General features: G+C 65.1%; 10 protein-coding genes. 3 read left to right on the top strand and 7 right to left on the bottom strand.

Annotated elements, in window-relative coordinates; all coding sequences use genetic code 11:
* Positions 1-110: 110 nt before the first annotated feature.
* The 3 genes from QN084_RS18185 to QN084_RS18175 all read left to right on the top strand — a co-directional run bounded on the left by QN084_RS18185 (position 111) and on the right by QN084_RS18175 (position 2,067).
* A complete protein-coding gene (locus QN084_RS18185; RefSeq protein ID WP_021471438.1) occupies positions 111-986 on the top strand; it encodes an FAD-dependent oxidoreductase in 876 nt (291 codons plus the stop codon).
* A 125-nt stretch (positions 987-1,111) separates the two neighbouring features.
* Positions 1,112-1,792 carry a deoxyribose-phosphate aldolase gene (deoC, locus tag QN084_RS18180; protein ID WP_021471439.1) on the top strand — a complete coding sequence of 227 codons (681 nt, stop codon included), beginning with the start codon at positions 1,112-1,114 and terminating at the stop codon, positions 1,790-1,792.
* Between the two features lie 53 nt (positions 1,793-1,845).
* A complete protein-coding gene (locus QN084_RS18175) occupies positions 1,846-2,067 on the top strand; it encodes a hypothetical protein (RefSeq protein WP_021471440.1) in 222 nt (73 codons plus the stop codon).
* A 98-nt stretch (positions 2,068-2,165) separates the two neighbouring features.
* On the opposite strand, the gene QN084_RS18170 is transcribed toward QN084_RS18175, so the two are convergent.
* The 7 genes from QN084_RS18170 to mfd all read right to left on the bottom strand — a co-directional run bounded on the left by QN084_RS18170 (position 2,166) and on the right by mfd (position 13,997).
* Positions 2,166-2,981, bottom strand: coding sequence for a PIG-L deacetylase family protein (locus QN084_RS18170; RefSeq protein WP_241650943.1), 816 nt, complete (start codon positions 2,979-2,981; stop codon positions 2,166-2,168).
* Positions 2,982-4,121, bottom strand: coding sequence for a glycosyltransferase family 4 protein (locus QN084_RS18165; protein WP_062095774.1), 1,140 nt, complete (start codon positions 4,119-4,121; stop codon positions 2,982-2,984).
* A gap of 2 nt (positions 4,122-4,123) precedes the next feature.
* On the bottom strand, positions 4,124-7,207 hold the full coding sequence (locus QN084_RS18160) for an oligosaccharide flippase family protein (RefSeq protein ID WP_069694751.1): 3,084 nt from the start codon (positions 7,205-7,207) through the stop codon (positions 4,124-4,126).
* Complete coding sequence (locus QN084_RS18155; protein ID WP_062095766.1) at positions 7,197-8,642, bottom strand: glycosyltransferase family 4 protein; 1,446 nt, start codon at positions 8,640-8,642, stop codon at positions 7,197-7,199. Before QN084_RS18155 ends, QN084_RS18160 begins: the two co-directional genes overlap by 11 nt.
* Entirely contained in the window at positions 8,639-9,433 is a 795-nt protein-coding gene (locus tag QN084_RS18150) for a glycosyltransferase (RefSeq protein WP_021471445.1), read from the bottom strand. The genes QN084_RS18155 and QN084_RS18150 overlap by 4 nt, the downstream gene beginning before the upstream one ends.
* Before the next feature lie 125 nt (positions 9,434-9,558).
* Positions 9,559-10,368 carry a metal-dependent hydrolase gene (locus QN084_RS18145; RefSeq protein ID WP_082694444.1) on the bottom strand — a complete coding sequence of 270 codons (810 nt, stop codon included), beginning with the start codon at positions 10,366-10,368 and terminating at the stop codon, positions 9,559-9,561.
* 5 nt (positions 10,369-10,373) lie between these two features.
* Complete coding sequence (gene mfd, locus QN084_RS18140; protein WP_069694750.1) at positions 10,374-13,997, bottom strand: transcription-repair coupling factor; 3,624 nt, start codon at positions 13,995-13,997, stop codon at positions 10,374-10,376.
* Between the last annotated feature and the right edge of the window lie 13 nt (positions 13,998-14,010).

The raw sequence follows: 14,010 nt of genomic DNA, 5'->3' as shown, positions 1-14,010 counted from the left end.
CGCGCTACAAACGCGCCTCCAATGGCAACAGCGGGGAAACACCCCCGAAAAACCCGGCTCCTAGGCTGATGTACACAAGCACCAGGCAGGTCACAGCGAAAGGGCCCACCATGTCCTCCTCTTCCCGGCACATCGTCATCGCAGGCGCAGGTCCGGCCGCCCAGGCTTTGGTTCGGCGGCTGGCGGGCAAAGGACCCCGACCGCAAGGCCAACGCCTCTTCGACGGCACCATCACGGTCCTGAGCAACCGTGATGAATGCCCGCAGGAACTCCTTGAACTGGCCGGACTCCCCCGCGTGTCCGTCCGCTTCGGCCAGGCGGCAAGCTACATCGATGCTGAAGCCAAGGCAGTCACCACCGTGGACGGCATGGAGTTCGCCTACGACCAACTGGTCATCGCCACCGGCTCAGCTCCCTTGCTGCCGCCAGTCACGGGCGCCTACTGCGGCCTGAGCTACTCCACCATCGACGATGCCGGCCCCATCGGGGAAGCCATCAAGGACGCCACGCGCGTGGTCGGTCACCGGCCTTTGGGGATATTGGTAGGCACCGGACCCGCTGCCGGACAAGCCGAGGCGGTCCTCCGGGCCCGCGGAGTCCGTCCCGTCCGCACCACGCTGCGCCCGGCCGCCGTCGTACCTTCCCTGGCCGGTTCCCCGCTGCCGGCCGCCGGCATCCTGTTCGAGGACGGCAGCAGCATGAACGGCGACCTCGTGGTCCTTGCCGAAGACCGGATCGCCCGCACCGAACTCGCCCTGACGGCGGGCCTCCGGATAGCCTCCGACGGCGGCATCGCAGTCGGGCGCGACCTCGCCACCTCGGTTCCCGGCATTTGGGCGATCGGCGACGCAGCTTCCTGCGACGGCCTGCGGCTGGGGCTGCTCCTGTCGGCCGAATCCTCCGCAATGCTGTGTGCCGCGGGGATTCTTTCAGGTGCCCCGGCGGCCGCTTTCGGGAACGCGGAGGACACCCGGGAAGCAGCGTGAACAACCACTTGATCGGGCCGTGCAACCTCCGATCGGGCCACGGCACTTATGGCAAGATGGTCCTTTGACGGGCAGTGACAACCCTGCGGCCACCGGGCCGGCCACGCCCGGCACGGAAGGATCCCATGAGCACTGAAGCCGGCATTGCCTCCTACATCGACCACACGCTGCTGAAGCCCGAGGCCAGCGAGGCGGACGTCCTGAAGGTGTGCGCTGAGGCCGTCGAGTACAAATTCAAGTCCGTCTGCGTCAACCCGGTCTGGGTCAAGACCGTCAAGAACGCCCTCAAGGGTTCGGGAGTGCTGACATGCTCCGTGGTGGGCTTCCCGCTCGGTGCCACGCCCAGCGACGTCAAAGCGTTCGAAGCCCGCGGCGCGGTGCTGGACGGAGCGGACGAGGTGGACATGGTGATCAACATTGCCGCCGCGCGTGCCAATGACAAAGGCGCCCTGGTGGAAGACATCGCCAAGGTTGCCGAGGCCGTCCACGGAGGCGAAGCCATCCTGAAGGTCATTATTGAAACTTCCTTGCTGAGCGACGAGCAGAAGGTCATTGCCTGCGAGGCTGCCGTGGAGGCGGGCGCCGACTTCGTCAAGACGTCCACCGGTTTCAACGGCGGAGGCGCCACCGCAGAGGACGTCGCCCTGATGCGCAAGGCCGTGGGCCCGGATCTCGGCGTCAAGGCCTCGGGCGGAGTGCGCTCCCTGGCCGACGCACAGGCTATGATAGCTGCTGGTGCAACACGTATCGGAGCGAGCTCCGGGATTGCCATCGTCAAGGGTGAACAGGGTTCATCCGACTACTAAGGCTTCCGGAAGCCGCCACGGAATTTGAGCCCTGCGGGGCCGAGGAGGAATGAATGTCCAAGAACACTGCCCCGATTGAAAAAGAGAACAACCTGGGCACCAGCATTGTCCTGTTCCTGGTGATCATCGTCCTGTTCCTCGGCGCAATCTACTCGCTGTCCTTCCTGACGCTGGACAACCCGTGGCCGATGGCCGTGTGCCTGGGTCTCTTCGCCCTCGCGTTCTGGATCCCGCAGACCATCCTCGGCCGTTCGGACTCGGCAGGCGAAAACTAAACTTCGTACAACGGCAAGACGTACAACGGCAAGGCCCGGGCGGATTCGCCCGGGCTTTGCTGTTTCAGAATCCTTGCTGTTTCAGCGGCCCCACGGGATCAGTCCGCAGCGAAATACGTTTCCCCTTTGACGGGAATCACGCCGCTCGGGAACAGGGCATCTGCCTGGGTGGCATATTCCCGTATGCGCGAAAGCTTGGAGGCAGCGCCGGCCTCCCACGTCCAGGATCGGTAGCCCTGCCGCTCCAGCAAGGCCGCATCCGGTGGTGTTGCCACGTTATAAGGGAAGTCCGAGTACAGGACGACGTTGTCCGGGTGCCCTGCTGCCGCCTCCCGCGTGATCAGATGGTCAACGTGCCGTCCCACTCCCACCGGACAAAAAAGCAATTCAGCCTGGGTGCTGGCCATGAGCCCGGCAACTTTGTCCCTCAGTTTCCCAATGAGCGCTTGGTCGCCCGGCGCCACTCTTCCCAAAGCGATATCGAACCGGTAGGTCGGGTAGCGGTGCGTCAGTTCAGGAGGCAGCTTGCTCCAGACCTTGTCCACGAGCCCCTGCTTAAGGAACGGCCTGCGATGGCGGAGTGGTTCGCGCTTCCGGAAGAGGGCATCCACCTCTCCCAGGTGCAGGTACTGGACACCCATGGCAGCCAGCACGGCCCTGTCCTCGGCCTTGCGGGCTTCAAAGAGCTCCCCGGCGTCGGTGATGCAGCACTGGCTCAGGAACGATCGTGCCGCGCGAGTGTGCGGCGGGGAACCCTCCTCCGTGAACACGGTGGCCACCACGATGGTGCGCTTTTGCGCTTGGGCCTCGAGCAGCGCACCGCAGGAGAGCACTGCATCATCAAGATGGGGCGACAGCACAAGCCAAGGCGCGTTTCCTGCCATGGAGCGTTCAACCCGTTTTTGCTGTGTCATCTAATCCCTTTCAGCGGCACTGTCCTGCCGACCGGTTGTTGCGGAAAGTGCCTCCAAGGCGGCATGGTAAGCCTCGGCCTGGCGGTCCGCGAGCGCATCCCAGTTGTAGCCGGCCGCGAACTTCCGTCCTTCCTCAGCCACGGCTTCCAAGCCGGGTTGTGCGTACCGGCGCGTTATCTCGTCTGCGAACGCGCCGACGTCGAACGGCTCGACCAGCCACCCCACCCCTGGCGGGACGATCTCCCGCAGGCACGGGATGTCGAAGGCAATCACCGGCGTGCCCGTCGCCAGGGCATCGATGGCCACGAGTCCAAAGGTCTCGTGCCGCGAAGGCACCAACACCAGGCGCGCCTCGCTGAAAGCGCGGAACTTCTCCTCCCCGGAGAGCCACCCGAGCAACTGCACGCGCTCTGAGAGACCGGCGTCGCGGATGAGCGCACGCAGCTTTGCTTCGTCCGGGCCCGTGCCGGCAACGAGGAGCATCCCGTCCACGTCCGCGCAGCACTTGGCCCAGGCCGCCATCAGCAGGTCCAAACCTTTGTGGCCGAGTTCCAGGCGCCCGACGAAGAGGACATTTTGGCCCTTGTGGGGCGTTGCTTTCCACGCCGCAGGATCCACGCCGTTTCCGATCACGTCCACATGGATGGCCGGATTCAGTGCAGCAAGGTTGTCTGCGATTCCGCGGGACACTGCAATGAGCCTCCGGTGCTTGCGAACGCCCCACCTTTCCACCCAGTGCAGGGGCAGTTTGTATTGCCGTGCTTTGTCCCTGGCATGCAGCCATTGGACAACGCCGATAGTGGGAAGTTTGGTCCAGAGCGGCGCAGCCATGGTGGAGAAGGGTGCGAAAAAATCCTCCACCACCAGATCGGCCGCCACCCGGCGCCGCCGCACTTCGAAGGGCAACCGCAGCACGTACGCCACCAGCCTGGTGAGCCTGGTGCCACCACTGCCAAGGCCGATGGGCACATAGCGGACGCCGTCCTGGACCCGTTCCTGCCACCCGGGATACCGGGTGGTCAGCACAGTAACGTCGAATCCCCGGGCGGCAAGGCGCCGGTTGATTTCATGGGTCCTGACGGATCCGCCGCCTGCCCCGGGCATGCGGGGGTCCTCGAACCCCAGATGCAAAACTCTCATGATTACCTTTCTGTCCCGTAGCTCTTGGAGGGCACCCCTACGTTGGCAGCGGCTGCTGCCTGACGTTTGGCCGGATCCACGTACCAGACGGTGGTTTCGCCGTTGGTGGGGCCGGCCGTGGTGACCATGGGCGTTGCGTGTTCCTCCAACCAGGCGAGCATGGCGGGATTGGCGTATCCGTAGCCCTGCCTCGTTGGTTTCGATTGGGTGAGGACATAGCTCACGCCGTTCTGTTCCATCAACGGCGCATCCGGCCAGATGCCAAAACGGGGATCGTGCATGTAGGCGAAGTGCCCCGTGCTGTTGGTGACGCTGATCCGCGCGTCGACTGGGAGGTTGGCCTGGATCCACTCATCGGCGCGGACAAATCCGTTGTCCTGGGTCAGGGCGGTCCGCAGTCCCAGCGCCACCGTGAGCACCACGTGGATCACCGCGATCACGGCCAGCGCCTTGCGGGTGCCCGGAAACCTCTCCCTGAGCTCCACCACGAACAGGACGGCGCACAGTGCGCCAACCACCATGACGCCGTACCCGTACTGTTCCTCAAAGGTGCCGAACAAAGCGCTGTAGGTACCCGCGGCGCCAAGTGCCAGGCCCGCCAGCCCCATCAGCCGCCGTCCGGCGTGGATGCTGAAGCACAGCAGCAATCCAGCAACGGGGCACAACACCAGGAGGAGATAGCTGGTACCGAATTGCCCTACCTGCTCCACCAGCCGGGAGACAATGCTCGGTGACCCCTCCGCGGTGAACCCGGTGGACTTCTCCACCCCGGACATGCGCACAACTCCATGGCTCTTGGCCCACTGCCACGCAGGGAAGTGTCCATGGACAGTCACCACCAGCAGGTAGACGGCGTAGGGAACAATGCCGAAGCCAGTGACCACAAGCCCTTGACGCCATGGGAGCGTCTTCTTCCACGCCAGGGCCGCAAGCACGGTAGCGATAGTGCAAATGAGGAAGAAGTCCTTGCACACGACCGAGTACCCCAGCAGTAAGCCGGCCCCTGCCAACCTCGCACAGGAACGCAGACGGCCTTCCCCCTCCCGGCTGCCCACCAGGAGCACCATCCCGGCCAGCGCCGGCACCATGGCCGAGGTCTCCAGGAAAGCATGGCTGTTGTTGCGAAGGATAAACGGCTCGAAGGACAAAATCACCGCAGTCAGCCACGCGGCGGCCAAGCCGGCCAGTTTGCGGATCAGCAGGTAGCCCAAACCCACAGTGACGGCTCCCAGGACAGCGTTGAGCCAGCGAAGCTGGAGGGTCATCGGGATGATGTCTCCGGACAGGCCGAACACCTTGAGAACGCCGGCTTCGAGCAGGAAGTAGCCTGGAGGGTGCAGGAAGAACGGACCGTCAGGCAACGTCGGAAATTCTCCCGCGCCCACCGATTCGCCGAGCCTGACGTACAGCATTTCGTCAACCCAGAGTTCAAAGCCCCGCTCCAGGCCGAGGGCGCGCACGCCGAATCCTGCCGCGGTCACCAGCACGAACGAGGCGGCCGCGTTGGAGGAGAGGCGGGCTCCGATGCGGGCCAGCCGGCCAGGCGAAAGTGTCTGCGGCTTGGACCTCCGGCCCACGAGCTTGGACCTCCGGCCCACGAGCTTGGACCGCCGGCCTGTGGCCCGCCGCCGTCGCAATATCCGGAGGTCGTTGCGCGTGGGGAGAAGTCCCCGTTGATGGGCAAGGACTCCTGTTCCGCCGACGCCGGCCAGCAACAACCACACAACGGGTTGCAGCCGGGCGGCCACACCGAGGACCACCAGAAGGGCCAGGACGCCCGCCGCCCACGCGACGCCGGACCGCTTCGAACCGGAGGAGGCATGGACGGCCAGAACCGGCCGGGCAATGACAGCCAGCGCCAAAGCCGCAGCCACGGCACCTGCGCCACAACCAATGGCCATGCCCCGCACGCCATCAAACTCCCAGCCGGCCCACAAGCCACCCAGCACCAGGACGGAGGCAATGGCGAGGCCCAGTTGGCAGCGGCGGTAGGCGCGCAGGGCCAGGAGGACCGTGGTGAGGACCATCAGGACCGCATAGCCCAGGCCGGCCGCAGCCAGCCACGGCAGGAGCCCCAGGGATCCGTGGTATTTCTGCGGAACAATGAGCCCTGACATCATCGGTGGCGCCGTGGCAATGACGGCAAAAGCCACCGTCCCGAGCTGCCCGAAGGAGACAAAAGCTTCTGCAAGGACCTTGCGGACATTTGCTCCCGGACTGCGAAGCAAGGGAAAGGCAACCAGCGCGGTCCCCGCGGCCACATAAACAGGTCCTTTTGCGATGGTGGCCAACGCTTGGAAGCCTGCCGCTTCCGCGGAGCCGCCGCCCAGGAAACCGACCACGACGACGTCGATGCCCACCAGGACGGACACGACGCACAGGACCGAGGCGATGTCGCTGGTTTCAGCCCAGCGCCACTTCTCCCGAAGCACTCCCGGACGCCACGTCAGATCCCGGTAGAAGGACCGCGGCACGGCAAACTGCACCAGGGAGCCCACCGCAAATCCAGCCACTGCTCCCCCCGCGCCCCAGGCAAGGGCGATGACCACCAGGCTGAAGAGCAGCCGAACAAACACCTCGACGATGGTGGTCAGGGAATACCACGGAAATCTCAGCTCGCCCTGAAGCCAGCCGGCATGCGCCGTGACGACGAAGATCCCCAAGGAGCCCAACGCCACAGCTGCCGCCAGGTCCGGACCTGCGAAAACGAGCGCCAACCCGCCTGTGAGCAGCGCCGAAGCCGCGCCCGCCGCCCACGAAACGAAAACCGCGAAGGCTATCCCGTCCCTGCGCTCCTCCGAACCCGCAGGATGGACCGCCACGATGTGGGACAGCGGCAACGGAACCAACGCCGAGGCCACAATTCCCACGATGCCCATGAGCATCGCGGCTGCGGCGAAGTGCGTGTAGTCGGTGGTCTCAAGCATGTTGGCCATGAGGAGCGTGCAGACGTAGCTCACTACCCCCACCAGTCCCGCCGAGACCGCCAGGATGCCGCTGTTCTCCGCTACTTTGCTTGCCTGGCCGGCTTTGGCACGGCTTCGGTTTGCCGGCGCGCTGCCGGAGCGTGTCCCGCTATAGGTCATGAACAGCGTCGGCAGGAGTGAACCCGTTGCCCGGTCCGGCGAGGAGGCTGCTCCTCCCTGCCGGCCGCACCTCCGCGGCAATCACACCCACGCTTTTCAAGGCAGCGAACGCCTCGAATTCATCGCGCCCTTTGATGAGCACTTCCACGTCGCCCTCGGTCTCCCGCACTTCATCCGTGGGCCTGAGGACGCTCCGTATGCTTCCGAGATCCACTCCCGCGGGAAGTTCGAAGCGTGCCACGGTGGACATGTCCGAAACGCTGGCATAGCCATCAACGCCCCGGCGGCGCAGGGTCTCCTCCAGCAGGACTCCGGCCAGCAATTCCGAGGAGCGGTCCCAGGTGAAGCACCGGGCCCACTCCTGGCACTGGGCAGATATGGCTTCGGCGATGTCCGCATCAGCCAAAGCCTCCAACGCGGAAACCATGGCAGCGCCAAGTTCCGTGGGTGTGTCCACGAACCAGCCCGTCCGCCCACCCACCACTGAGTCCCGGATTCCCGGGACCTGCAATGCCAGGCAGGGGACGCCCCACGCTGCGGCCTCCACTACCGAGCATCCCCAACCTTCGGAAGCGGAGGTCGATGTTGTGAGCCAGGCGCGGTTCAAGAGATCGTCGCGGACTTCGTTGGGCTGGTATCCGTGAAACGTCACTGCGTGGTCCAGTCCGAGGTCCATGGCCAACTGCTGCAAACGGGGCTTCTCCGGACCGTCTCCCACGATTTCCAGGCGCAGATTCGGAATACTCCGTGCCGCAACCGCGAACTGCCCCAGCAACAAGTCCAGCCGCTTGTGGGGAACCAACCGGCTGACGACGCCAATGGTTGGTTCCGGATCCCTGGGCCCCGGCCTTGCGGGCACGTCGATGGTGCCGTTCGGGACCACATGCACGGGACCGGTGAAGCCAAGCTTGCGCAGCTCCAGCCGCGTGGACACCGACACTGCCGCAATGGCCCTCTGACCGTAGACCGCCTTCGCACCGCTGTTCTCCAAGAAGCGGCCAAGGGCTGCCAGCGGAGGAGCGAACCTCGTGGCGAACTGCTCCTGATGGACGTGGTGGATCAGTTGGACGATCGGGGTATCAGCCGGTACGAACAACGGAGAGAAGAAGGGGATTCCGTTCTGGCAGTCAACAATTGCATCGAACGTTTCGCCTGACCTCAGAAGCTTGAGTGCTGACCGGGCATAGATGGCCAGGGGCCCGCCGGCACGCAGGACCCGGACGCCGTCGATGACGTCAGCTGCGGCCTGTCCGGTATCCCGGCCGGTGAACCAGGTGACCTTGATTCCGTGCTCAACCCACCTCCGGGAAATCTCGTGCATGTATTGCTCTGCCCCGCCGGCCTGTGAGTGCAACACGTCGCGCCAGTTGAGGACCAGCACGTGTTTTCCAGCGAGCCGCGCGACGGCGGTTTCGTGCGTCAGTACCGCGGTCACGGCGTTGACTTTGGGAGCTGGAAGACGGCGGCGAAACTGGCTACACCGTCATGGAGGGGCCGGAAGGACGACGATGCGCCATCCGTCCATGCGACCGGCAGTTCAACAATCGGTGCGTCCTGGAGTTGAAGCCTGAGAAGCAGCTCGACGTCGAAGGCGAAGCCTGTTGCCCGGCACTGCACCATGGCAGCGGTGAGCGCATCACGTTCGAAGAACTTGAAGCCGCACTGTGTGTCCGCGATGCCCTTGACCTTTGTCCTGGTCAACGCCCTGAACGCCCTGCCGCCAAGGCGCCGGCCCAACTGTTGGGGCCGGACAAGAGTGGCGCCGGGCGCATGCCGCGACGCGATCACGGCTGCGGCTCCATGCTGCAGGTGGGACATGGCAGCAGCCAGGGTCTCCACGGGAGTGGCCATGTCGGCGTCGAAGAAACCAGTGAACCGCGAGGTCCCGCTCAGGAGCCCCCGACGGACGGCAGCGCCCTTGCCACGGCGGGCACAGCCGATCACCGAGATCGGCACCGGGCTTCCCGCTTCCCTGGACAGTTTCCGGACCACCGGCCCCGTTTCGTCCACGCTGGCGTTGTCCACCACCACAATCCGCGAAGACCACGGCTGCGCGGCGAGGAAGTCGGCTGTCTGTCGCAGCGTGCCGGGCATCCTCGAAGCCTCGTTGTACGCCGGAATAATTACCTCAAGGTCAACGTGTGAGCGCCGCAACGATTGGGTGCGTCGCTGTGCCTCACTTTCCTTGCTGCCTGAATGGATGCCGTGCGAACGGAACAAATCCATGTGAACCTCCAAGTTCCCCAAACCAAAGTCTTACCGGGGCAAAGGCGCCCGTTTGGATGTGGAGGGAGGCCATGAGTCATGACGCGAATTTGATGGACGTTTCAAGCAATGGACCAACAGGGAGCTCAAGGAAGCTGCAGTGCACCGCCCAAAGCAGCCACCATTCCGGGCCAGTGCTGCCGGGCAAGGGTCCAGGCGGAGACGGCCATTCCCACCATGGCGTAGCCGCTCACCGGGATCAGCACCAGCCACTCGCGACGGGATCCCGCGCGGCCGAGCAAGGGCAGGGAAAACGCGCCGTTCGGCCGCCAGATCCCCTTGATGGCCGACTTGCGGAGGAACTTAGGCGGCTTGATGACGATGGGCCATAAGAGGGGCACACCGCCCACAGTGATCATGTCCCCCACGATGTGGACCACCACGCCCGTCAGCATGGACAAAGGAAGCCAACCCCACTGGTCCGGAGCGAACCACGTCACCAATCCGGCCATGACAAGGGCGAAGATCCAGTTGGTGATCCAGCCGGACTTGGGAAACAGCTTCAGGGCCTTGGCCGCGAGGTTGATCATGAACATGCACAGGAGTCCTGCGCCCACGGACAACTTCCCCACCGGCGTGACCATCTGGAACTGGGCGGCCATTGCGGCCAGCACCACGAAGGCGGAGGCTCCCAGCAGCGAGTGCGTCCCCTGGCGGTGCCCGCCGCTGGCCTTCTCGATGCCCACGGCGATCACGTTGGAGACCGGGGGCAGCGAGTTTGCAATGGTGCTGTGCCGGTGGTCCCAGTCGCACACGAGTGCTGTTCCCGCCGTCGCCATGGCCCCGATGAGGATGCCGGTGGAATCCAGCGGATACCAGCCCAGTGCGTACGGCCCGGTCGAGGCAATAGCGATCCACGCCGCGGCTCCCGACGCGGCGTGGTGTCCTCCCATCATTGAAGTCAGCCGGCTTTCACGGGTACATCGGCGAAGATCGCCTCGATGACGTTGTTGGCCCACTCCAGGATTTCGGCGTCCTGCAGGTCGCGTCCGCCGATCCGGGCGGTCTTGGGTTTGGGGATCAACACGGCATCCAGCGCAGGCTTCACCTGGGAACCGGGGTACATGCGGTTCAGGCGCATGACCTTGGATTCGGGCAGTTGCGCCGGCGAGAATCGGATGAAGTTTCCCTGGAGCGCGACGTCGGACAGGCCGGCTTCGCGGGCCCCCACACGGAAGCGCGCCACGGCGATCAGGTTTTGCACGGGCAGCGGGGGCTCGCCGTACCGGTCCACGAGTTCGGCCAGGACTTCCTCGATGGCCTCGTTGGTGACGGCGGCCGCCAACTTGCGGTAGGCCTCCAGGCGAAGCCGCTCTCCGGGCACGTAGTCATGCGGCAAGTGCGCATTGACGGGAAGCTCGATCTTCATCTCCGCAGCCTTCTCCTCCGCGTCTCCGCGGTACTCGGCCACGGCTTCACCCACCAGGCGGATGTAGAGGTCGAAGCCCACGCCCTGGATGTGGCCGGACTGCTCGCCGCCCAGGAGGTTGCCGGCACCGCGGATTTCGAGGTCCTTCATGGCCAGCTGCATGCCGGCGCCCAGCTCGTTGTGGGCAGCCACGGCCTTGAGGCGCTCCAACGCCACCTCGCCCAACGGCTTTTCCGAGGGGTACAGGAAGTAGGCGTAGGCGCGTTCGCGGCCACGGCCCACCCGGCCACGGAGCTGGTGCAGCTGGGACAGGCCATACTTGTCCGCGCCGTCCACAATCAGGGTATTGGCGTTGGAAATGTCCAGGCCGGTCTCAATGATGGTGGTACACACCAGCACGTCGAAGCGTTTCTCCCAGAAGTCCACAATGATCTTTTCCAGGCGGCTTTCGGACATTTGCCCGTGGGCCACTTCCACGCGGGCCTCAGGAACCAGTTCTCGGATCTGTGCCGCAACACGCTCAATGGAAGAGACGCGGTTGTGCACGAAGAACACCTGTCCTTCACGCATGAGCTCGCGGCGGATAGCTGCCGAGGTCTGCTTGTCCGTGTACGGGCCAACATACGTGAGCACCGGGTGGCGTTCCTCCGGCGGGGTGGCCAAGGTGGAGGTCTCCCGGATGCCTGTCAGGGACATCTCCAGGGTACGCGGAATCGGCGTGGCGCTCATGGCCAGGACGTCCACATTGGTGCGCATCTTCTTCAGCGCTTCCTTGTGCTCCACGCCAAACCGCTGCTCTTCGTCGACGATCACCAGGCCGAGGTCCTTGAACTCGAAATCCTTGGACAGCAGCCGGTGGGTTCCAATCACGACGTCCACGGAACCGTTCTTGACGCCCTCGGCGGTTTCCTTGGCCTCCTTCGAGGTCTGGAAACGGGACAGGGGCTTAACGCGCAGGGGGAACCCGCTGAAGCGTTCCGTGAAAGTTTCATAATGCTGTTGTGCCAGGAGCGTGGTCGGCACCAGGACGGCCACCTGCTTCCCGTCCTGGACGGCCTTGAACGCGGCCCGGACTGCGATTTCGGTCTTTCCGTAGCCAACATCGCCGGACACCAGGCGGTCCATGGGAATCTCGCGTTCCATGTCCGCTTTGACCTCATTGATGGTGGTCAGCTGGTCCGGTGTTTCCACATACGGGAAGGCTTCTTCAAGCTCGCGCTGCCACGGGGTGTCCGGGGCGAAGGCGTGCCCCCGGCTGGCCATGCGCGCCGAGTAAAGGCGGATCAGCTCCCCGGCGATCTCCTTCACGGCCTTGCGCGCCTTGGACTTGGTGCTGGCCCAGTCGGCGCCGCCCATCTTGCTCAGGGCCGGAGCGTCGCCGCCTACATAGCGGGTCACCTGGTCCAGCTGGTCGGTGGGAACGAACAACCGGTCCCCCGGAGCCCCGCGCTTGGAGGGGGCATACTCCAGGACCAAATACTCCCGAAGGCCCGAATCGGAGGCCGACGTACCGGCAACCTTGCGCTGGATCAACTCAACGAACTTGCCGATTCCGTGCTGCTCATGGACCACGAAGTCGCCGGCATGCAGTTGCAGCGGGTCCACGGCATTGCGCCGCTTGGACGGCATGCGCCGCATGTCCTTCGTGGAACTTGCCGACGCCCGTCCCAGCAAATCGGCTTCCGTGAGGAGGCCCAGTTTGAGCCCGTCCAGCACAAAACCGCGTCCGACGGCGGCACAGGTCACCTCGATGATTCCGGGCTGCGGTTCCTTGTCCAGGGAGTCCACCCGGCTGCACGGAATCTCGGCGTCGTGGAACAGTTCGGCCAGGCGCTGGGCCGGACCCGGACCGTCCGTCACCACCACGATCCGCCACTGGTCGCGGACGCGGGAGCCGATGAACTCCAGCATTTCAGCCACGTCACCTTGGTATCCGCGCGGTTCGCGGGCGTGCAGGTTGAGGACGTCGATGTCCAGGACCAGGTCCTCGTCGGAGGCAAGGGAAGTGATGGACCACCAGGAAACGTCGTGTTCCAGTGCTGCGGTACGCGTGTCGGTGAGGGATCGGAAGCTTGCAGCATGCAGGTCCGTGGACGCCCGGGACAACAAGTCCAAAGGCGCGGCGCCGCCGTCGGACGCCGTCGACCAGGCAGCCTCCAGGAATTCCTCGTTGGTGGCCGCGAGGTCGTGGGCCCGGGTACGGACCTTCTCCGGCTCAATGACTACCGTCATGGAGCCTGCGGGCAGCTGGTCCACCAAAGGAACCATGGCGTCCACCAGCACGGGCGCCAGGGATTCCATGCCCTCCACGGCAATGCCGCCGGCGATCTTCTCCAGCATGTCGGCCGCGGCCGGCATGTCCGCCTTCAGTTTGGCCGCGCGGGACATGACCGCGGGGGTGATGAGGATTTCGCGGCACGGCGGGGCGTGGAGTTCCGTGGGGTGGTGGATGCCCGGGGCGGACAACGACCGCTGGTCGGCCACGGCGAACCAGCGCATCTGGTCGATTTCATCGCCGAAGAACTCCACGCGGATGGGGTGGTCTTCCGTGGGAGGGAAGACGTCCAGGATGCCGCCGCGCACCGCAAATTCACCGCGATGGGTCACCATGTCCACCCGGGCGTAGGCCGCGTCGGACAGCGCCCTCACCACGTCGGTGAAGGAGCGCTCCTGCCCTACCTTCAAGGTGACGGGGACGAGGTCGCCCAAGCCGGCCACAATCGGCTGGACCACGGCGCGAACGGGTGCCACCACCACCCGGAGCGGGGCCGCCGTCGAACTTTCCGGGTGGGCGAGCCTGCGCAGGACCGACAGGCGGCGTCCCACCGTGTCAGAGCGGGGCGAGAGGCGTTCGTGCGGGAGGGTTTCCCAGCTGGGGAAAGTGGCAACGGAGTCGGCGGGCAGGTAGGAGGCGAGCGCGGCGGTGAGGTCCTCGGCCTCGCGCCCGGTGGCTGTCACGGCCAGTACCACCGGATCACCGGCGGCACCGGTGGCCAGGGCGTCGGCCATTTCGGCGAGCAGGACGGACCGCATGCCGGTGGGCGCGCTGATTTGATAGTCGGTGCTTCGGGACTCGAAAGGCCGCCCAGCCTCTGTTCGAACGCGCGCAAAAGTCTTGTCTTCCGCCAGTGCGCGGCGCAGGCCGTTGAGGCTCATGGCTGAAACTCCT

Source organism: Paenarthrobacter sp. R1 (assembly GCF_030264015.1).
Lineage (GTDB): Bacteria > Actinomycetota > Actinomycetes > Actinomycetales > Micrococcaceae > Arthrobacter > Arthrobacter ureafaciens.
Note: the sequence above shows the minus strand (reverse complement) of the source record. Positions and strands in the feature narration are given on the sequence as shown.

Excerpts from the sequence above, each read along its gene's own strand:
- QN084_RS18185 (WP_021471438.1), top strand. The coding sequence starts at position 111 with ATGTCCTCCTCTTCCCGGCACATCGTCATCGCAGGCGCAGGTCCGGCC.
- deoC (WP_021471439.1), top strand. The coding sequence starts at position 1,112 with ATGAGCACTGAAGCCGGCATTGCCTCCTACATCGACCACACGCTGCTG.
- QN084_RS18175 (WP_021471440.1), top strand. The coding sequence starts at position 1,846 with ATGTCCAAGAACACTGCCCCGATTGAAAAAGAGAACAACCTGGGCACC.
- QN084_RS18170 (WP_241650943.1), bottom strand. The coding sequence starts at position 2,981 with ATGACACAGCAAAAACGGGTTGAACGCTCCATGGCAGGAAACGCGCCT.
- QN084_RS18165 (WP_062095774.1), bottom strand. The coding sequence starts at position 4,121 with ATGAGAGTTTTGCATCTGGGGTTCGAGGACCCCCGCATGCCCGGGGCA.
- QN084_RS18160 (WP_069694751.1), bottom strand. The coding sequence starts at position 7,207 with ATGACCTATAGCGGGACACGCTCCGGCAGCGCGCCGGCAAACCGAAGC.
- QN084_RS18150 (WP_021471445.1), bottom strand. The coding sequence starts at position 9,433 with ATGGATTTGTTCCGTTCGCACGGCATCCATTCAGGCAGCAAGGAAAGT.
- QN084_RS18145 (WP_082694444.1), bottom strand. The coding sequence starts at position 10,368 with ATGATGGGAGGACACCACGCCGCGTCGGGAGCCGCGGCGTGGATCGCT.
- mfd (WP_069694750.1), bottom strand. The coding sequence starts at position 13,997 with ATGAGCCTCAACGGCCTGCGCCGCGCACTGGCGGAAGACAAGACTTTT.